Source organism: Lysinibacillus sp. Ag94 (assembly GCF_023242215.1).
Taxonomy (GTDB): Bacteria; Bacillota; Bacilli; order Bacillales_A; family Planococcaceae; genus Lysinibacillus.
In genome coordinates this window covers 1,477,264-1,498,821 of record NZ_CP096780.1, presented here as the reverse complement: position 1 = coordinate 1,498,821, position 21,558 = coordinate 1,477,264, and the positions used below count along the sequence as shown (strand labels likewise).

At 38.0% G+C, this 21,558-nt stretch carries 18 protein-coding genes; 5 read left to right on the top strand and 13 right to left on the bottom strand.

Annotation, left to right across the window (positions count from 1 at the left end):
• Positions 1-37: 37 nt before the first annotated feature.
• From MY533_RS06750 to MY533_RS06740, 3 genes are all read right to left on the bottom strand, one after another.
• A complete protein-coding gene (locus tag MY533_RS06750; protein WP_248718481.1) occupies positions 38-1,420 on the bottom strand; it encodes an NAD(P)-dependent oxidoreductase in 1,383 nt (460 codons plus the stop codon).
• A gap of 366 nt (positions 1,421-1,786) precedes the next feature.
• On the bottom strand, positions 1,787-3,190 hold the full coding sequence (hydA, locus tag MY533_RS06745) for a dihydropyrimidinase (RefSeq protein ID WP_248718480.1): 1,404 nt from the start codon (positions 3,188-3,190) through the stop codon (positions 1,787-1,789).
• Positions 3,191-3,256: 66 nt separating this feature from the next.
• A complete protein-coding gene (locus MY533_RS06740; protein ID WP_248718479.1) occupies positions 3,257-4,501 on the bottom strand; it encodes a Zn-dependent hydrolase in 1,245 nt (414 codons plus the stop codon).
• A 138-nt stretch (positions 4,502-4,639) separates the two neighbouring features.
• On the opposite strand from MY533_RS06740, the gene MY533_RS06735 reads away from it, so the two are divergent.
• Positions 4,640-5,809: a PucR family transcriptional regulator gene (locus MY533_RS06735; RefSeq protein ID WP_248718478.1), complete on the top strand. Its 1,170-nt coding sequence runs from the start codon at positions 4,640-4,642 to the stop codon at positions 5,807-5,809.
• Positions 5,810-6,033: 224 nt separating this feature from the next.
• On the opposite strand, the gene MY533_RS06730 is transcribed toward MY533_RS06735, so the two are convergent.
• The 7 genes from MY533_RS06730 to MY533_RS06700 all read right to left on the bottom strand — a co-directional run bounded on the left by MY533_RS06730 (position 6,034) and on the right by MY533_RS06700 (position 14,499).
• Positions 6,034-6,414, bottom strand: coding sequence for a DUF378 domain-containing protein (locus tag MY533_RS06730; RefSeq protein WP_248718477.1), 381 nt, complete (start codon positions 6,412-6,414; stop codon positions 6,034-6,036).
• Between the two features lie 789 nt (positions 6,415-7,203).
• Positions 7,204-9,975, bottom strand: a complete 2,772-nt coding sequence (dinG, locus tag MY533_RS06725) for an ATP-dependent DNA helicase DinG (RefSeq protein WP_248718476.1) — start codon at positions 9,973-9,975, stop codon at positions 7,204-7,206.
• Between the two features lie 639 nt (positions 9,976-10,614).
• Positions 10,615-10,998, bottom strand: coding sequence for an aspartate 1-decarboxylase (panD, locus tag MY533_RS06720; protein ID WP_248718475.1), 384 nt, complete (start codon positions 10,996-10,998; stop codon positions 10,615-10,617).
• Between the two features lies 1 nt (position 10,999).
• A complete protein-coding gene (panC, locus tag MY533_RS06715) occupies positions 11,000-11,854 on the bottom strand; it encodes a pantoate--beta-alanine ligase (protein ID WP_248718474.1) in 855 nt (284 codons plus the stop codon).
• A complete protein-coding gene (panB, locus tag MY533_RS06710) occupies positions 11,854-12,690 on the bottom strand; it encodes a 3-methyl-2-oxobutanoate hydroxymethyltransferase (protein WP_248719166.1) in 837 nt (278 codons plus the stop codon). The genes panC and panB overlap by 1 nt, the downstream gene beginning before the upstream one ends.
• Before the next feature lie 373 nt (positions 12,691-13,063).
• A complete protein-coding gene (locus MY533_RS06705) occupies positions 13,064-13,825 on the bottom strand; it encodes a CPBP family intramembrane glutamic endopeptidase (RefSeq protein ID WP_248718473.1) in 762 nt (253 codons plus the stop codon).
• A complete protein-coding gene (locus MY533_RS06700) occupies positions 13,816-14,499 on the bottom strand; it encodes a TetR/AcrR family transcriptional regulator (RefSeq protein ID WP_248718472.1) in 684 nt (227 codons plus the stop codon). Before MY533_RS06700 ends, MY533_RS06705 begins: the two co-directional genes overlap by 10 nt.
• A gap of 217 nt (positions 14,500-14,716) precedes the next feature.
• On the opposite strand from MY533_RS06700, the gene MY533_RS06695 reads away from it, so the two are divergent.
• The 4 genes from MY533_RS06695 (at position 14,717) to MY533_RS06680 (ending at position 17,228) form a co-directional block, all read left to right on the top strand.
• Positions 14,717-15,037 (top strand): PadR family transcriptional regulator, encoded by a 321-nt coding sequence (locus tag MY533_RS06695; protein WP_132359204.1) that lies wholly within the window; start codon positions 14,717-14,719, stop codon positions 15,035-15,037.
• On the top strand, positions 15,027-15,629 hold the full coding sequence (locus tag MY533_RS06690) for a DUF1700 domain-containing protein (RefSeq protein ID WP_248718471.1): 603 nt from the start codon (positions 15,027-15,029) through the stop codon (positions 15,627-15,629). Before MY533_RS06695 ends, MY533_RS06690 begins: the two co-directional genes overlap by 11 nt.
• On the top strand, positions 15,629-16,462 hold the full coding sequence (locus MY533_RS06685; protein WP_248718470.1) for a DUF4097 family beta strand repeat-containing protein: 834 nt from the start codon (positions 15,629-15,631) through the stop codon (positions 16,460-16,462). The genes MY533_RS06690 and MY533_RS06685 overlap by 1 nt, the downstream gene beginning before the upstream one ends.
• 247 nt (positions 16,463-16,709) lie before the next feature.
• Positions 16,710-17,228 (top strand): GNAT family N-acetyltransferase, encoded by a 519-nt coding sequence (locus MY533_RS06680; protein WP_248718469.1) that lies wholly within the window; start codon positions 16,710-16,712, stop codon positions 17,226-17,228.
• Between the two features lie 293 nt (positions 17,229-17,521).
• Here the strand turns inward: MY533_RS06680 and MY533_RS06675 are convergent, their stop codons facing one another.
• From MY533_RS06675 to bshA, 3 genes are all read right to left on the bottom strand, one after another.
• On the bottom strand, positions 17,522-18,505 hold the full coding sequence (locus tag MY533_RS06675) for a biotin--[acetyl-CoA-carboxylase] ligase (RefSeq protein ID WP_248718468.1): 984 nt from the start codon (positions 18,503-18,505) through the stop codon (positions 17,522-17,524).
• 703 nt (positions 18,506-19,208) lie between these two features.
• Positions 19,209-20,396, bottom strand: coding sequence for a CCA tRNA nucleotidyltransferase (locus tag MY533_RS06670; RefSeq protein WP_248718467.1), 1,188 nt, complete (start codon positions 20,394-20,396; stop codon positions 19,209-19,211).
• On the bottom strand, positions 20,383-21,528 hold the full coding sequence (bshA, locus tag MY533_RS06665) for an N-acetyl-alpha-D-glucosaminyl L-malate synthase BshA (protein ID WP_248718466.1): 1,146 nt from the start codon (positions 21,526-21,528) through the stop codon (positions 20,383-20,385). The genes MY533_RS06670 and bshA overlap by 14 nt, the downstream gene beginning before the upstream one ends.
• Positions 21,529-21,558 lie beyond the last annotated feature (30 nt).

Genomic DNA, 21,558 nt, shown 5'->3' with positions numbered 1-21,558 from the left:
GAGATGGGAGCTTCTGCAACATTCACTGTACCTGTCGCTATGCTTTCGGTACAATAGACACTTTGCTGAAAGAAGTTAAACGTTCATGGATCTTTTTTGCTGCGTCTTTCCCTTGCTGTACAGCAGTTACAACCATCGCCTCTCCTTGGCCATTTCCGAAGACGACATCTCCACACGCAAATACTTTGTCATTCGAAGTTTGCATTGTCGTTTCATCAATATCGACAACACCATTTGTATGCTGTAAGCCAAAAGCTTCAATCAATGACACAAAACGCGTTTGCCCAATTGCCTTAATAACAGCATCCACTTCAATAATAAAATTGGACCCCTTAATCTCCTCAGGTCTTTGACGACCATCAGCACCCGCTTCACCGAGCCTCATTTTTACACATTCAATGCCTACGACCTTACCTGACTCATTGCCAATAATTTTTTTCGGTGCTGTTAACCACTTAAACTCCACATTATCCTGCTTGGCAAATTCATACTCAAATTTGTACGCCGTCATTTCCTTTTGTGTTCTTCTATAAAGAATTTGAACATTGTCAGCACCTAAGCGCACTGCACATGTAGCACCGTCAATCGCGGTATTTCCCGCACCAATGACAGCCACCCGCTTCCCAACTATATCTTTTGTAAGCGGTCCCATTTTTGTCTTTCTGACAAAATCTATTGCATCATGTACACCGTCTAAATCTTCTCCTTCAATGCCCAGATTCGGCACAGCTCCCATACCAACTGCTAAAATAACACTGTCATATTGCTCCAAAATTTCTTCAGCAGAAATATCTACACCGACAGTTGTGTTCGTTTTGATTTCCACACCAAGCTTTTCGATTTGTTCAACTTCCCAATCAACGACTTCATTTGGTAAACGGAACGACACTATACCAAAGCTCCCTAAGCCACCAGCTTTTGCTTCAGCTTCATAAATAGTGACCTGATAACCAAATCGACTGAGTTCACGCGCAGCCGATAAACCAGCAGGACCTGCACCAACAATTGCTACCTTCCGTCCATTGCTTTGCCCTTGCTTAAATAGCTGAACACTCGTTGACATTGCCCAATCTGTTGCATAGCGCTGTAGCTCTCCGATTTTAATTGGCTTTGTTGAGGAATTTAACACACACGCCCCTTCACATAGTTCCTCCGTTGGACAAACCCTTGCACAGCTTGCACCAATTGGATTTGCTTCTAATATAGTCGTAGCAGAGCCCTTCATATTACCAGAAGCAATTTTTTTTATGAAATTTGGAATTTGAATACTCGTTGGGCAGGCTTTCATACATGGTGCATCGTAGCAATATAGACAACGATTGGATTCCTCTATTGCTTCATTCTTTGTCATCCTACTAGTCAATTCCATAAAATTACGTGTTAACTGCTGGGACATTGCATTTTCTTGATTCGGAGCCATTTCCACATCCCCCTCATGTGTTCATTTTTTCCTTCTTAGTGGCTCATCACCATAACGTGTGGTTAATTTTCGTTCCGGCTAAACACTACCCTCAGGGCGTCCGATTTGCTGCCACTTCGCTTGCGAGGAAACATCCGCTTCGCTGCATGGTCCCATCTGTGACGCTAATTCCCAAGGAGCCGCCTGTCTCCACTTACTCAACCTATATACATGGCATTGAACATATGTCATCCACAACTTTTAGTGATGCGCCTTAATCATTACATCATTGAAAAGATTCATCTCGCCATCTATTGAGCTAGATGTAGCTAAATGAAGAGATAGACCGATTACTCTGTTCTCCATCCAAAGCAATCGGTCATAATGCTAAATGTTTAGTGCTTCTGCAGTCGTTGTTTTTAATGCGCGTTTTATATATTGCCCGCTACCTAGTACACCAACAAATTCTTTATTTTTAATGACATATTCGCCACGTACTAGTACGCTTACTGGTTCACCTGTTACTTCCCATCCCTCATATGGGTTATAATCTACGTTCATATGATGTGTTTTCGCAGAAATTTCTCGTTTTACCTCTGGATCAAAAATAACGATATCGGCATCAGAACCGATTGCAATTGTTCCTTTTTGTGGGAATAAACCAAATATTTTTGCTGCACTTGTGGAAATCATATCGACAAACTCATTAATAGAAATTTTTCCTTTCGCCACACCTTCTGAATATAAAATACTAAAGCGATCTTCAATAAAAGGCCCACCATTAGGAATTTTAGAAAAATCATTTATTCCTAACTGCTTTTTACCCTTGAAACTAAACGAGCACTGATCAGAGCCAATTGTTTGTAGTTGTTTTGCTTTTAGAGCATTCCATAAATGATCCTGATGGTATTTCGGTCGAAGTGGTGGGGACCAAACATATTTTGCACCCTCAAATCCTGGTTGTGCTAAAGCAGATTGATCCAAAGTTAAATATGGTGGACATGTTTCACCATAGACGTCATAGCCTTTTTCACGCGCAGCAATGATCTCATCTACTGCCTCTTTACAAGTAACATGTACAACATAAAGGCTAGCGCCCGCGATATGGGCTAACTCAATCGCACGTTTTGTCGCTTCGCCTTCTAATTCAGCTGGACGAGTAAGCGCATGATAAATTGGCTCCTTATGACCTGCACGTCGCGCCTCTTCTACAAGCTCATCAATAACAGAACCATTTTCACAGTGCACCATAACAACGGCACCGAGGTCTTTCGCTATTTTAAAAGCTTTAAAAAGGGTACGGTCTGAGGCTTGAAATTCTTTCGCATAAGCCATAAATACCTTGACAGAAGTAATACCCTCTTGTGCTAAGATCTGCGGCAATTCGGCTTCCGTTTCAGTGGTTAAATCACCAATCATTAAGTGGAATCCGTAGTCTATGGCTGATTTCCCCTTCGCCTTGTCATGCCACTTTTCAATTGCATCTGAAAGTTTATCCTCGCCAGCAGTTAAGCAGAAATCCAAAATAGTAGTCGTCCCACCGAAAGCCGCTGCAATGGTACCAGATTTCCAATCATCATCAGTCACAGTATTGTTAAATGGCATATCTAAATGTGTGTGTGGATCAATTCCTCCTGGCATCACATATTTACCGGTAGCATCAATAACTTCTGCCCCAATGTCAGATAAATTTTTGCCAATTTGAACAATTGTTCCGTTTTCAATTAAAATATCTGCCTCAAAAACATCTGCAGCTGTTGCCACTCGTCCACCTTTAATTATTTTTTTCATTCTGCCCCTCACCCTTCGTAAAATAATGGAGAATGCTCAATCATGACAATGTTAGGAAAACCTACTTTAATGTAACGTGTAAGTTTCCCCCATACTGAACTTTGTTTGTAGCGTCAACACTGTTTCTAGTAATACATCTGCTCCTTTCGCACAATCCTCAAATGTTGTTTCCTCTTCCTCGCAATGACTCTTCCCATTAATACTTGGTACGAAAATCATCGCTGATGGAACAATGCTTGCCATGTATTGCGCATCATGTCCTGCCCCGCTAAACATTCGGTGAGCAGTATAACCAAAGCTCTGACAAGCCCTTTCCACTTCATGACAAATATGAGTATCAAAATAGACTGTATCTCTACCCCATAGCTTAACTGGCTTAATGCTACAGCCCATATCCTCTGTAGGGAGATTATTCAGTATGGCCTCTACCTTTTGCATGACCTCTGGTTTTTGATGACGTGAATCTATCGTAAATGTCACATTGTTCGGTATCACGGTATGAATATTTGGTGAAACATTCATTCGTCCAAATGTAAACACTAACTGTTCATCGATTTTTCCGAGCTCTTCATGTAAATACGAAATGATTTTTGAAGTTACGATCATCGGATCTTGACGCATTGACATCGGTGTCGTTCCAGCATGATTGGACTGCCCTGTAACCGAAATTTCATAGCACACCATACCTAATACACCTTCAACAACACCAATTTCCAACTGCTTTGCCTCTAGAACAGGTCCTTGTTCGATATGCAATTCGATATAAGCTAGTGCTTCCTTTAAACGATTTTCTTGATCTCCTTCATAGCCACTTGCTTGCAGTGCTTCTTTGAAACTAGTGCCGTTTTTATCGATAGATTGCAGCATTTTTTCTTTATCAAATTTCGCTGAAATAACCCCAGAGCTCATCATAGCTGGATCAAAACGAGCACCTTCTTCATTTGTGAAATTCACAATCATGATCGGGATATCTAGCTCAATCTCGTTTTCTTTTAATGTTCTAATGGCCTCAATAGCCGTTAAAACGCCTAATACACCATCAAATTTCCCACCCTTTTCAACGGAATCTAAATGCGACCCCATAACAATTGGAGGAACATCCTTTTTCCCAGGTAAAATGGCATAAACATTACCCATATCATCGATTTTGACGTCCATCCCTAATTCATCACAACACGCACAAAAATAGTTTCTTGCTAATACATCCTCTTTCGAAAGAGACAAACGAGTTACGCCACCATTTTCAGTAGCTCCAAATTGACTAAATTGTGCAATTAACTCTTGCAATCGTCTACTATTACACTTATACATATGCAAGTCCTCTCTTTCACAGTAGTTATACACATTCTATAAAAGATAAAAATTATGAGATATAGATAGTAAACTAAAAAAATATGTGCATCTGCACATAATATATGGTAAGTTATGTTCATAATAAGGGGGGAGAAAATGGGGACAATTCGCAAAATTGTAGAGGGAGTTCAATTCCCAATGCTAACATTAATAGCTGGACATAACGGAACGTATCGAAGAGTTACAGGGATTAACGTTGTAGAAAGCATCGATTTAATTATGTTTTGTAGACCTAATGAATTAGTCGTGACTACAGGTATTAATTTATCTTCTGATGAAGATTCCTTAGAGCAACTCGTAAAACTAGCTTTCACTAAAAAAGTAGCTGGTTTCATTATTAATACTGGCCCATATATTCCAAATATACCAGAATCAGTCATCTCTTTTGCCAATGAACATGATTTCCCTATTTTTCACATGCCATGGAATTATCGAATAGCCGATCTATTAAAAACAACATTTCAATTTATCGCCAATCACCATCAAGAGCTTTCTATCGAAGAAAAGGTCCTTTATAACTTACTTTTTCACTACAAACAAAACGCCAACTATATTAAAGATCAATTAGCACTACTAGGTTTTCCGCAAGGTAGGGAACTAGCCATTATTTCATGTACAACAAATGGAGCACAAGCTAATATTGACCGTTACGAGGTCATGATCCAATTTGCATTTCAAAATAGATATAAACGCTTCTTAAAACTTAAACATAAAAATCACCTCATCTTTTTAATCGACAGAGCACAAATCAATACACCAAATACTCCCTTCTCAAAAGTTGTTGAAGAAATATACGACAAAATTACGCAAAAAAATGGTTACTTGGATATTATCATAGGTAAAGGAAATTATCATAAAGAGCTTGAAAATGTCCGCAAAAGCTATAATGAGTCATTAACAGTAATCCAATTAGCAAAGCTTCATAACAATCGCTTCCTATATAAATATAAAGAAATTGGTGCCTACAAAATTATTATGGCCGTGCAAAATCAAACTTTAATCAAATCATATAGCCAAGACATCTTAGGTCAGCTTTATCGCTATGATGAATTGCATAACTCAAATTATGTACAATTTCTACGCATTTATCTCGATGAAAATGGAAGTACCCGTAGGATTAGTGAGCGTCTATTTCTTCATCGCAATACAGTACTTTATAAAATAAAAAAAGTAGAAACACTATTAGATATGGACTTAAGTAATCCATTTACAAAAACAAATCTCTATATTGCATTTTTGATTGAGGATGTGTTAACGCACCAATAAATTTTATCACCATAAGATTTCTATTTTAAACGCCCAAAATCCAGTTTATTGTTTTGTCCATATACTATTGCTAAGTGATTCAGGCTAATGAAGGGCTTCTAGTAAAAATCCGCTTCGCCATCAGGGTGCAAATCCCTTATATCTTTGCGGATTTTTATGTTAGCCATAACGAAAAAACTGATGCACCAAAATGGTCATCAGTTTTTTGAGGAATAAACTCGAGGTTATTTTTTGTTTTTCTTTTTATTTTTACTATGTGAATCCTTTTTTTCTTCTTTTAGCACATTAGTTGTTTTTAAAGCAGTAAAATCTGCTTCATCACCAAACTCCATACCATAGTTTGGATTTCTGTCTATGCGCGTATGATGGTCATGGTCATGATTTAAATCAGGAACAAGATCTTCGTCCTCATTAAATCGCATAATAAGAACAGGTAGAGATATTAGTCCAGCTATTCCAACGAATGCATAAATCCATCGTGACAATACTGCTGTTTGTCCACCGAACAAATAGGCAACTAAATCAAACCTAAAGAAACCTATAAGTCCCCAGTTGATTGCGCCTATGATGACTAACACTAAAGCGATTCTATAAACTACGCTCACGTTTACACCTCCTTCACTTGTAAATACGAAGCCAGTAATACACCCGAAGTTCATTCTTCACATGTATATAAAGCGTCGATATTGCAAAAAAATTGTCATAACAAGTGGTAAAATTACAAATACTTATTGTGTAAATTAACTCGCTCATTTTGACGGTCTTATTTTTAGCAGTAACCGCTTATTTATACAAAGGCATGCCTAGGCTAAGTTATATTACAAACAAAGGGAACGTTAAAAGTCGAAGGCCATAAACCTGAAAATTCCAACTCACCTTCTGCATTCTCCTTATTGGTTTACAGCCATCATATAATTAGGAAATATCCATTTACTTCGTCCCCATTCTTATGGTCTTTGAAAAAATCGAAGAAACCCTAACCAAATCATCTACCAGCAAGTTTTATAATTACCAAAAATTTCATAAATCACATATAATATATGTGATAGTCTATACATATTTTTCATTACCATTATTATACAAAAAAGGGGCGTGTTTTATGAAAAAACTGATAATCATTAGGATTTTAGCATTTTTAGCTGTATCACTAATCCTTTTTGCAGATGGTGTCCAAACAGCTGATTTTCTTTTTTGTCTTCTATTGTCACTATTCTTTATTGGTGATCCTTGGTACGAACTTTTTAAACATAAATTTAGGATTAGGGGAAATCAGTAAGAGGTACTTTTATCTAGGTGCAAACGAATAAAATTTTCACATCAAAAAAGCGTGAGAAATCAACTTTTTACATTGATTTCTCACACTTTTTAAGATTTTGACCCAAAAGGGGTTTCAACTATTTCTGCCAATGATTAAGTTCCTTTAACAACTCAGGTAGTTGTAATTTTTTAACATCAATCGGTGGTAACGCCTTGATAAATTCCTTACCATACGACTTTGTTGAAATGCGGCGGTCTAAAACGATAAAGGCTCCTTTATCCTGCGATGAACGGATTAAACGACCGAAGCCTTGTTTAAAACGCATAATGGCTTCTGGTAGTGATAGCTCATTGAAGGAATTGCGACCTTGTGCCGTAATATGCTTTGCGCGCGCCTTAAATACAGGCTCTTCTGGTGAGGAGAACGGCAGGCGTACAACAATAACCGATGCAAGTGCGTCACCCGGAACGTCTACACCTTCCCAGAAGCTGTTTGTACCAAAAAGAACGGCATGGCTAAATTTTTGGAATGATTTCAAGATTCGCATACGGCTCCCCCCCGTTACACCTTGTGCAAAGAGCATATAGTCTTCAAGGAGTTCACTATCTTGAATAAGCTCCACTGTTTTTCGAAGCATGTCTTGTGCGGTAAATAGGACAAAACAACGTCCTTCCGTCATCCGTACTGTGCGTGTAATCGCCTGAGCGACCGCTTCAATATATTCATCCTGTGACACATGTTGAATATCCGGCATATCTGTGACAATAAATGCCTTCGCTCCCGCATAATAGGATGGGGGCGCTTGAAGCTTTCGAACTGGCACACTATCAGAAATACCGAGCTGGCGCGTCACAAAACGCTCATTTCCTGGTACAGTTAAAGTACCAGAAGTCCATACTATGCTTGCCTGCTTACGAAGCGGCGCCAGTACTTTTTCAATGATTGGCGTGACATTCACAGGCTTTTTAAAAACTTGTAAGCTACCTGGAACGCTCCGTAAATCGAATTCTAACCACACTGAATTATCATCCTGTGACGCTAGGAAAATTTCCTCCCATTCAGCGATTTTCACTTTTAATTCACGGATCCAATAATGCCATTCCGATAATATATAGCGCTCATTTTTATCTAATTGCTCAATATTATTTTCAAAAGCCTGTCCTACTTCTGTCGCAAGATCAAGCCACTGCTGTGTAATCTTACTTACTTGTAACAGCGGTTCTTTTGCTAGCGATACATCCTCTAAAAACAAAGTGCATTTACTACTAGCTTGTTTCCCTTTTATTTGGTACTGCATTTTTTGAACAGCTCGCTGAATAGTTTCATCGAATGTCCGTTGTAGACGTATAAATTGTGCATCTAGTCGCTGTAAGCTTTGCATAGAAACACGTTGTTTTTTCTTAGCGGCCTGACTAAATTGCTGGAACAAAGCAGTTTCCTCCATCGTTCCTATTTGGCCAAAAATGTACTTCCACTGCGTATAGGAGAAGACAATTTCGTCCTGCTGCATGGCAGATTGTATAAATTGATGTGCTTCATCAATGATCCATCCGTCAATTTTTGTAAAGATCGGTGTTTGACGGACTAAATCACTGAGTACCATAGAATGATTGGTTACAATACAATCAGCAAATTCACTATTTTTTAACGCTTGCTCATAGAAATCAAAGCCCTTTGAAGGTTTTTCATCAGGCATTTTGCGGATTTTTTCTAAAAATAGTTGGCCACCACCAGATACATTAAGCTCACTTAACACACCTGTTTCTGTTTTAGTCAGCCAAACGAGAATCTGCAAAATCGTAAAGGTATCATCATAAGTTTCATCGGCATAAGCCATACATTGCTCAAAGCGTGCAACGTCCATATAGTGCTGCATGCCCTTCAGAACAGCAATATTTACTTTAGTGCCAAGGATTTTTTCAATCTTCGGTAGCTCCTCTTCAACAAGTTGCTCCTGCAAGTGTGACGTATATGTGCTAATCGCAATTTTTTTATCGACTGCTCGAGCATATAAAATCGCAGGAAGTAGATAGCCCGCCGTTTTACCAATGCCTGTTGAAGCCTCTATAACGCATTCCCTTTTGTCATTGAGCGCTTGCCAAATAGTGTCCATCATCTCAAATTGTGCCGGTCGTTGCTCAAAATTTGCCATAGCCTTTGTCATTAATGTTATTTTGTCAGCTGCTGATTGTGGATAGGATACAATCTCCTCATTATTTATATGCTTTTTTCTTCCATCACAAATAGCTAAATTGCGATAGTAGGAGACATTCTCATTAGCAGTTACATGCTGTCTTTTAATTTGCAGAGCTTCAAAGAAAAGTTGGGATAAATTTGATTTCAATCTGAATGAACGTTTATGCATTTGTTCAAGAGTTAGCTGAGGGAGACTGAGTAACTCCTTCCAGCAATGTTTAAAGAGCTCAGCAGTTGCTCGGGCATCGTCATCTGCACGGTGTGCATTTGTTAGCTCTATATTTAAATCTGCCGCTAAATCACCTAGCTTAAAGCTAAGTGACATTGGAAATAAAATTTTGGCAAGCTCAACCGTGTCCATCTTTTTACCTTGCCATTTCGGTAAACCTGCACGCTTGAATTCTGCTTGTAAAAAGGATAAGTCAAAATCCGCATTATGCGCGACAAATACACAATCAGCAAGTAGTTCGTATATGTAGTCAGCATGTGCCTCAAACGGCAAGGCATCCTTTACATCCTCATCCGTAATATGCGTTAAATCTTGAATGAACGTTGGAATAGCTTTACCTGGATAAATAAACTTCGTAAAGGTACGCTCAATTTTCCAATCTTTCATAATAACAATGGCTATTTGAATCATTCGGTCCCCATTTGCCGGTGAATGACCAGTCGTCTCCAAATCAACAATTGCATACTTTTGACTTTCCACCATACATCTCAACTCACAGTTCACATTAGATAGATGAATTTTATCATATATTTGGCTCAGCGGCATCCCTCTGCCATTTTTGATTGGTCAAAAAAATACTTCTGAACGATTATCATTAGGCGCATCACCATAACGTGTTGGTTGACTTCCGTTCCGGCTGTGCGCTTTGTAGCTGACGCTTCGCTTTCGCTACAGAAAACATTTGTTGCTGACGCTTCGCTTTCGCTACAGAGCAAAGCTTCCTAGGGGCGATGAGCCGCGTCACTCGCGTTGCTCGTTCCTGGGTCTCATCTGTGACCCTGTGATCCCCAAGGAGTCGCCCAGCGTTCACTCCAATCCCTACAAGATATACGTCTTACTAAATATCAACTGCAACTTTTAATGAAGAGCAAAGCCAATAACATACCCTTATTTCACACATTTACTTTTATACTCATATTGAAATCAACGAAACCGATAATCAATATGTCAGTCCTTCATTAATAGATTTTCATGCCAAATCTCTGATATGCCTTCTTTTTAATATTTTTTTGACATAATAAAAAGTGTACATCATTAAAATTTAATTTAATAATGTACACTTTCAAACATCTTATAAAAAATTGTCTTTAAAGTTACAAAGTAGTACCCACTTCTATCACATTACAGCACTGTTGCCTCTGGCTCATAGGCGATTATTTCTTTAATTATATTACCCTCGCCCATAATAGCTACTGTTGGCTTATGATCTTTTGCCTCTGCATTATCTACGTACACATAAGAAATTATAATCACAATATCTCCACATTGCACTAGGCGTGCTGCTGCACCATTCACACAAATAACGCCTGATCCACGTTCCCCTGCAATAATATAGGTTTCAAAACGTGCGCCATTGTTATTATTAACGATATGCACTTTTTCGTTTGGCAGCATCCCTACTGCATCTAAAATATCCTCATCAATCGTAATAGATCCAACATAGTTTAAATCTGCTTGTGTCACTGTAGCACGGTGGATTTTACTATTCATCATCATTCGCAACATATTACAATCCTTCTTTCACATTAAAGATACAATTATCAATTAATCGAGTTTTACCAAGATAGACGGCTGCAGCTAAAAGCACTTGCTCCGTCTCAGCAGTTACAGGTATTAAATCTGGATATGCTAATAGTTCAATATAGTCGATGTGGCCGTGTGTGCGTGCTGCAATGTGTGCCTTTGCTTTTGCAAGCGCATTCGCAACATCACCATTCGTTAAAAAGCTATCACGAGCAAGCTGTAGCGCTTCATGTATTGCTGGCGCCTCAAGACGATCCGCTTCACTTAAATACACATTACGAGAGGATTTCGCTAAACCGTCCTTCTCCCGTACAATAGGTACTACTCGCATTTCTAAAGAGAAATTAAAATCGCGTACCATCGTAGCAATAATAGCAACCTGCTGTGCATCTTTTTGTCCAAAATAAGCGCGTGTCGGCTGTGCTAGGTGAAATAATTTCGATACAACCTGTAAAACACCATCAAAATGACCTGGACGGCTCGCTCCACAAAGAATAGTTGCCTGTTCACCCGCATGAATACGAATACCACCATCATGCGGATACATTTCTTCAACACTCGGTGCGAAAATAATATCTACACCGACAGACTCTGCTAAAGCAGTATCCCTTGGCAAATCACGTGGATAGCTTTCAAAGTCCTCGTCTGGCCCAAATTGTGTTGGGTTGACAAAAATACTCATCACGACTAAATCATTTTCGACACGAGCTGTTTTTGCTAGCGTTAAATGACCCTCATGTAAATACCCCATTGTTGGAACGAGTCCAATTGTTTTTTGAGCTTGCTTAGCTGCTTGGATTTCTACGGTTAATGCTTGGACTGTAGTGACGATTTTCATTACTTTACGCCCCCATATAGCTGATCCAGCGCTTCCTCTTTCATCGTGAAGAAATGCTTTGGCGCAGGAAATGTGCCTGCCTTGACCGCTTCTACGTAACTAGCAATTCCACGGCTCGCTTCTTGACCCATATTAGCAAACTGTTCCACAAATTTTGGTACATGATGTGAACCGTAGCTTAACATGTCATGATAAACCAACACTTGTCCATCAGCCTCAACACCAGCCCCAATGCCGATTGTTGGAATAATGAGATTAGCGGATACCATCTCTGTTAGCTGATGCGGAATACATTCTAAGACGACTGCACATGCTCCAGCCTCTTGACATTTTTTTGCATCTTCAATGAGTTTTTTAGCCTGTTCAGCTGTTTTACCCTGAACTTTGTAACCACCAAGTACTCCTGCTGATTGAGGTAGTAAACCTAAATGAGCTACAACCGGAATGCCTGCTGACGTTAATTTACGAATTGCTGGTAAAACATCGTCTGCTCCCTCTAACTTTAGTGCATCTGCACCTGTTTCCTGCATCATGGATACGGCCGTTTTCAACGTCTCGTGTACATCACCGTGGTATGAACCAAACGGCATATCCACAACAACAAACGTATCCTTTGCCCCTCGGCGCACCGCTTTTGCATGGTGAACCATATCGGCCACGGTTACAGGCATTGTAGAATCATAGCCTAGTACTACCATACCTAGTGAATCTCCCACTAGAATCATATCGACGCTTGCTTCCTCCGCAAATTTTGCAGCAGGATAATCGTATGCAGTGAGCATCACGATTTTCTCACCTGCTGCCTTCATCTTTAAAAAATCTGAAGTCGTTTTCATCATGTAGTCCTCCTTTTTTAAGGAAAGAAAACAGAAAAACCCCTCTGTTCCTAAAATGGACAGAAGGGTGGTGTCGTTCGTCATCAAAAATCACCTCTCGTTGTTGATTAGAGGCCATAACTTAATAAAGGGAGAAGGAAATACATCTCATTGAGAGCATTGCCCATTCCATTGTATAAAGTTATATTTTTGAACGCTTGTTTTCTTCCGTCCCTGTCATTAAAAGATCAAGGCAGATATTTTTGTAAATTGTACTTGCGTTTTGAAGGTGCCGTTCTCGAAAGGATACTGCCCTTCGCACATACTATAACAGATTCTCCTAGTAATCTTCAAATATTATTTTCTAATAATTACGATCAATAATTATGCAAACTCAAACCATTCGTTTCTGAAAGTTTGATTTTCGATAAACTTCAAACATAGTAAATAGCAATAGAGCAAATAAAAATGTGAATAAACCAGACGTTACATTTGTAGCTGGTACAAAGACATCCCAAAATGCATTAATGAAAGCGTGGAAAATAATACAGAGAAAAATACTTTTAGTGGAGAGATAAATAATTGTTAATAAAAAGGACAATGCTAAAGCTGTTAGGGAAAACCATAGAAAATTCATGTTCATTTGATTTGATCCAATGACAAACCATAATGGCAAATGCCAGACCGTCCAAATAACACCCACCATCATTGTACTCGTGAAAGGAGACCATCTTTTTTGTAATGTAGGCTGTAAAAAACCACGCCAGCCAATTTCCTCTAATCCTCCACCAATAATCATGATTGGTAATTCAAGTAACGCCAAATACATTGGATTCTCCATAGTTGCTCCGCCCCATAGCGTTGGTAAAAAACAAGCCACAAATGCTAATCCGATTGCAAATATGTACCAAGATACAGGATGCTTAGGATTTTTTACATTATGGATAAATGATTTGAACTCTTTTTTAGTTGAATATTTCTTTTTCAACCAAATCTCACAAATTGCAGGAGTAATTCCGCCGAGAATAAATAATAGCAATGATATTGCATTCCCAAACTTCAGCAAATTTAGCTGTGTGAATAAGGCTAAACTGCCCCATATGATCCAAGACGTTGCAAAGGTATAAAATAGAAATCTTCTTATCTCTATTCCCAACTTTCATCCACCCCTTCTTTCGCACCCAATAGTAATAATACGGATTTGCAAAGCGTATTCATCAATCGAATCTCATCAAACTGCACTTGATCATTTGAGAACACCCGGTAACATTTTTGTAAGACAACGTCTCTCACAATGCCATCAATGGATGTCATGATAAAAGTAGTTAAATCTTCTATCGAAACCTTAAGCTGAAAGCATCCAGAAGAAATGCCCTTATGGATTGAATGAAAAATTTGTTGCGTAAAATATTGCCCACTTTCATGTTCATAAATGCCAGATAAAATTTTCTTTTCTCTATCTGGATTGTTAGCAAATAAAATCGAAAGCTCAAATTGGATTTTGCCAACTGTTGATACGTTTTCCTTCATGTACTCTCCGAGAAAATTAAATAATTTAATGATTGTTTTTGTGGGAGAATTACTCGTATCCGTAATTTCATCGATACTATGTTTATAGTCTGCATTAACATTTACTTGATTTATAACCTCAATAAGTATTTCATCCAAGTCTGCATAATAACGATAAATCCCACCCTGACTTACTCCTGACGCTTTAATAAAATCCCTCATCGTAATTTCATAAAGTGGCTTGACTTTACATACTGCTATAGCCGCTTCTAAAATGCTGTTTTTCTTTTCCTGTACATAGTCATAGCTTACCTTTGGCATTATCTCAACCTCCAAACATAAAAATGACACTATTGTCATTTTCATCGTAATCAATTTACCTTTTATTGTCAACGGGATGTGACACTACTATTTTTATTTTTCTCTTGCGTTTTTTTATGAAAATTGACAATTAAGGATATATGTAATATACTTCCACCATACTATACGACGTATAATATAAAACGTTGTATAGTTCTACATTGTGAGGTGAGAAAAGATGACATTTCAACTTGGCTCAGCTTTACTTGACGCTTGTGTACTCGCCATCGTCGATAAAGAGGATGCTTATGGTTACTCATTAACACAGCAAATACAATCCGTAATGGATATATCAGAATCTACGCTGTACCCAGTATTACGCCGTTTACAAAAAGCTAATTGCTTAACAACTTACGATCAGCCCTATCAAGGCAGAAATAGACGGTATTACCAAATTACCGAGCAAGGTCGCATACGATTACTAGAGCTATTAAAAGAATGGCAACAGTATAAAGAAATGGTTGATTGTGTACTTTTAGGAGGGAAATATGATGAATAGAGCAAGCTATTTGAAAAAGCTTCGGGGGAAATTACAACGTCTTCCAGCGCATGAGATTGATGCTGCGCTTGCCTATTATGAGGAATATTTCGATGAAGCAGGAGAGGAAAACGAGCAGCGGGTCATTCAACAACTAGGCTCCCCTTCTCATGTTGCATCACAAATATTGGCGGACTATGCATTAAAGGATTTAGAAGCTACTTCAACTTCGACGAAGAAGAATGTGTCTGCGATATGGCTTATCATTCTAGCAATATTATCTGCCCCACTTTCATTACCGTTACTTGTAGTAGCTATAGCACTTATTTTTTCATTTGGGGCAGTTATATTCAGCGTTATTATTGCTATTCTCGCAACTGTACTTAGTATCTTTTTCGGTGGAATCGCTGCACTTATTTCAGGCTTCTTCATTTTAACTCAGGACTGGCCAACAGCATTACTCTTTATGGGTGTTGGCTTTATCGTAACAGGTTTGGGCATCCTACTTTTCCCAATCGTTGCTCGTTTGATCAAAACAATCGTTATTGTTTGTGTTGAAGCATTAAGTAAACTATTCCATAAAATCACGAAGAAACGGAAGGAGGGTTACTAATGACTTCCCGACATACCCATATTGCCATTACTATGATCGCTTTAGGCATACTGTTAGCACTAGTTGGTTATTTCTCTGGTGGAAAATGGAGTTTTGAAATAAATGATGAAGGTATCCAACTGCCCGAGAACAATAAACTAGTAAGCAATTCCTATGAACTAGATGATTTCACTAATCTCAATATTATTAATCACTACGGAGATGTTGAAATAGTTACTAGTGATCGTTTTGCATTAGAAACAAATGTTATTAATGTTGATGATGTGACGTACAGTATGAAAGACCATACATTAACTGTTGAAACAAAGAGTAAAAAGAAGAATCGTTTTCAATTCGGATTTACTAGCTTTAGAACTCCTTCCATTAAAATCTATGTGCCTGCAGATGTAAAACTGAAAACCGTTGTCCTTAATAGTAATTTTGGGGATACAACCATTCATGGTTTGCAATATGAGGAGTTAAAGCTAATTGAAGATTTTGGAGACATACTTTTGAAAGATACTACTGGTGATAAAACAGAGATTACACAATCATTTGGTGATATGAAGCTACAACAATTTTCAAGTAATGGCTTCGCTGCCGAAAGTGAACATGGTGATATGAACATTGATGGAACATTAAATGGTCAATCCACTATTACGTCTAACTTCGGGGATGCTACACTGCATTTACAAAATAAAAAGAGTGAACTTGGCTATGAATTACAAACTGACTTAGGGGATCTTACTGTTGATGACGAGGATCAAAACAGCAAAGTATCGCGATCTTATAACGGTGATAACCAACTAAAAGCAACTATTTCACATGGTGACTTACAATTAAGGTTGAAATAAAGATAAGCTACCGATTCAATTTTCTTCACTAATAAGGCAGAATTACATTTTGTGATTCTGTCTTTTTTTTATATGATTAAGTTCCTTCATTTGATTAATCGTTGTAATTTTCCATTTATTATATAATATTCATATACACATATGAGTATATTCGTACGGTTCTTGTACGAGAAGGTAGAATCTAAGGTGAATCAGGTCAGTTACGGCATCATCTTTGATAGAAAATACGATTATTGAGGTGAGCAAAATGAAAATTAGACAAGCAAACATTGAAGATGCTCTAGGTATCGGAAAAGTACATGTTGACAGTTGGCGAACAACATATAAAGGCATTCTTCCAGATGATTTTTTGAATAACTTATCTTACGAGCAGCGAACAGAACTCTGGAAGAAAAATATTTCAGACGCTACGAACTATGTACTGGTGGCGGAAAATGAACAAGATGAAATAATCGGCTTTGCAACCGGTGGCACAAGAAAAACAAATTCAGTACCGAATGCAACTGATTTAACTTCTATCTATCTTTTAGAAGAATATCAAGGAAAGGGAATCGGGAAGCAACTACTCAAAGAAGTATTCACCTATTTTCAACAAAAAGGATACAAAAAAGTATTTGTTGAAGTATTAGCCGACAATAAAACACGTGATTTCTATGAATATTACGGTGCACAATATGTCAATAACGTAGAAATAAAAATTGGTGGAAAAATAGTAGAGGAGCTTATTTATGTATGGAATGATATAAATAAAGTGATAAAAAAGTAAATAAAAATTTTTTTATTGGAGGGCATGTAATGAAAACGATAGCGGGAACAATCTCTTTATCTGTTTCTTTTACTTTATTCATTTATTTGTTCGGACTAAAAATGGAGCATTCAGTTAAATATGACTCTGGATTCTTTTTTCTTCCAATAGTTTTACTAATACTTTCTCTGATCTTCTTTAGACAAGACTACAAACGTGAAAAAAATATACAAAACTAAATTGTAATTCTAAAAAAGAACGTATATTTTCACATTTTTAAAATATACGTTCTTGTTAAGTGAATGTTTGTGTTTCTATAAAATTTTTATATCTCCAGAATAAATTGTTCGCACTGTGCCATCATCCTCTGTTAGCTGTAGTACACCTTCATCCGTAATCCCACTGGCAATGCCTTCAAAGCGTCCACGTAGAGTCGTTACTTCAATACGTTGTCCAATAGTACACGACATTTGTTCCCATAGCTTTTTAATGCTAGCAAAGCCTTCCTTCACATATAAATCCGTGAATTGTTCTAAATATTGAAGAATAGATGCAACAAGGGCTGCACGATTAATTTCCTCACCTGCTTCTAAACGTAAAGATGTAGCTATATTGGCAATTTCTGGGGAGAAATCTGATTCAACCTGGTTTGCATTAATACCAATGCCTACTAGCAGTGCTTGTACACAGTCTGCCTCAGCCTGCATTTCTGTTAATATACCGGTACATTTTTTACCGTTAATGAGCAAATCATTTGGCCATTTAATGGCTGGTTGAATTTGTTTATATAATGTTTTTATCGCCATCGTAACTGCAACTGCTACGACAAGTGTAAACGATGAAGCTTGCTGAGGAGTAACATCCGGTCTCACAATAACGGTCATCCAAATACCGGTGCCATTTGCAGATTCCCATGGGCGCGCCATACGACCACGGCCAGCTGTTTGCTCCTCCCCGATTATTATCGTACCATGCGGAGCGCCTTCCTGTGCAAACTTATGAGCGATTGTTTGTGTTGAATCTACAACATCAAAATAATGAATTTCACGTCCAAAACGTTCTGTATTTAAAAATAGTTCAATTTGAGTTGGACTTAAGCTATTTGGTACGCCCGTCAACACATAGCCTTTTTTCTTTACCGTCTCAAATGTATAGCCTTCCTCCTGCAACGACTGCATATGTTTCCATATAGCTGTACGGGATACTCCAAGGGAATCTGCTAGCTCCTGACCCGAAACCGCTTCACCGTTAGCCGCTAATATTCTTTTTAAAATTTCATCCTTCATGGAAATACTCATGCTCAAATCAATCCTTTATTAAAATATACTATCACTTATTTTTATTAAATTAAAAATTTGATGTAAAGATTCTGGATTCATCAGTGAATTCTTGATATTGAATTTTTGGAACTACTAACACATTATTTTGTTTATGTATAAACATTGTTTTCTCATTTTTCTCCAACCGTTCTTTCTAAAAAAACGATGACGAAAAGATAAAGCAAAAGCAAGCGACCTTATTTTAGATGACGTATGGTAATTGGTCACTTTTTGGTCACTTGCTATATTTACATGAGTTCAAAACTCTTTTAATTCGAGGCTATTCATTTTTCTTGGATTACCCATTTTCAAATCATTTCTTTAAACAAATAGCCGACACTTATTTTTCTATTTTGAATAATAAATTTTATCATACTGCATATAGTCACATTTGACCACAATCAATTTTTTAACTAGCTTTTTAAAATTTTGAGGGGTTCACCTTATTATACTGTAACATTTTCTTATCAAATATAAAATCATATAAAGCTTAAAACTGAAAAACATCAGTATCATATAGACAAAACATGGCATGAGTCCGATACAATATCGAAACTCATGCCCCAAGCGTGCCTACTGAAATTACTATGTCTAACAACTTCAATAACCGACTTCTTTTAGTTGTTTTTTGGTAACTCTTTTCTAAAATAACTACATTCAATTTGTAATAATTATAGTAATATTAAGTGTTTTCCTGCTTACGGACATACTCACGCTCAAACCAAGCCTTTAGTTGATGGTGTTCATTAGCACATTCACCATTCACAACTGCTTCAAGCATCGCCTGCAACGCTTCTTTTACCCATGGCCCACCTTTTATTCCGGACCATTTTAACAAATCCGTACCTTTTACAATAAGCTCCTGTTTACGTCTAATAGGAAGAGCTGTCTGTATTTCAAGTATACTTTGTTGTGGCATTTGAACATCAAGCTGTCTCAACTCCGCAAAATAACAAGCTGCCTCAAGTTCCTGTTGAGTATATAAAAAGTAATCCATTTTCGTCCAGCCATTTTTTAAAGCTTTTAAAGCTTCTAACACAGCTTTTACAAATGCCATCTCCTTATTCGATAAACGATAGTCACCTAGCACTTCTCGCCAATGATCACCCTGTAATACCGCGAAATATGCCCAGCCTAATAACTTGTCCTGCGTGTTAAATTCAGACCAGTCATGCGCTTGAAAAGTACCATTCAAATAATTCACTAAGTTACTTTCCTTCAGCTTTTTTATACCGTTAAAAACATCTTTCCCTACCCATAGCTTATCGAGCTCTGCCTTTATACGCTCTTTCGCAATCCAAGAAATATTATCAGCCTTGTCCTGCATTGCTTTCAAAGTTTCTGATTCAATTAGAAAACCGAGCTGTGCTGAAAAACGTATGGCCCGTAGCATTCGTAATGCATCTTCCGAAAAACGTTTCTGTGCATCACCAACAGCTCGAATGACACCAGCCTCAATATCTTGGCGTCCTCCATAAAAATCAACAAAAGAACCATCACGACGCATCGCTATGGCATTCATCGTAAAGTCTCGGCGCTGTAGATCTTCTTTTAACGAACGGACAAATTGCACTTCCTCGGGTCTACGGTGATCCGTATATTCACCATCTGTGCGATATGTCGTTACCTCCACCGATCCAGCTGGCACGATAACAAGTACCGTCCCATGCTGAATCCCTATATCAACTGTGCGATCAAAGATAGACTTTACTTCGTCTGGCATGGCATTTGTCGCAACATCTACATCGTGGGCAGGACGACCAAGTATAGCATCTCGTACTGCACCGCCGACGATCACTGCCTCAAAGCCTGCGTATTCTAGTTGCTCAATAACTGAATAGGCTGCTTGCCATTCTTTATTGTTTTGCATGATTTCTTTCAGCAACCTTTTCGTAAAATTTTTCATATTGTTCTACAATTTTAGATGAATGGAATTTTTCATCAACAGCGCGGATAGCTGCTTCTCGGAAATGTTGTAATTTGTCTTCATCCTTCAATAGGTTTACAGCATACTCTTCTACTGCATCCGTATCACCTAATTCCACTATATAGCCATCTACCCCATGTTCAATGACTTCTGGAATACCGCCTACAGCTGATCCAATACAAGGTACACCACAAGCCATTGCTTCAAGTAAAACTAGCCCGAATGATTCCTGCTGTGATAGTAATAATTTAAGGTCACTTATCGCATACAATTCAGCTAAATTTTCTTGTTTGCCTAAAAATAAAACATCCTCCATATAAGGACTTTCCTTTACTTGATCCATTACACGATGCTTTTCTGGACCATCTCCTACAAGCAATAGCTTTGCCTTCATGTTCGCACGTATTTTCATAAAGGCGTCTATAATATGTGGAAGATTTTTAATTTTACGGAAATTAGATACATGAATAATAACTTTTTCATCTTCCTTTATTCCAAACTGTTCCTTTAAGTTTCCTGGATTGCGTGGGAAGTATTCACGTTCATCAACAAAATTGTAAATCGTGTGAATCGGCTTTACTGTATCAATAAGCTCGTATGTTTGTTGCTTTAATGCCTCTGACACTGTCGTTACGATATCAGATTTGTCAATGCCATACTTAATTGCCTGTGAAAGAGTGGAATCCTGCCCAAGCACAGAAATATCTGTACCGTGTAACGTTGTGACAATCCCAATATCACGACCACTCATTTCACGTGCCAAAACAGCACAAACAGCATGTGGTATTGCATAATGCACATGAAGCACATCTAGTTCTTCATCCTTAATCACGTCCGCCATTTTACTCGCTAATGCTATATCATATGGCGAATATTGAAATACTGAATAATTGCTAACTTCTACTTCATGGAAAAAGACGGTTGGATAAATTTTATTCAATCGAAATGGTACGCTCGAGGTGATGAAATGAATCTCGTGCCCTCTCTCTGCAAGCATTTTTCCTAATTCTGTTGCGATAACACCAGAGCCTCCAACTGTAGGATAACAGGTAATGCCAATTTTTAGCTTTTTCATTCGATTATCATCCTTTCTAAATCACGTCTT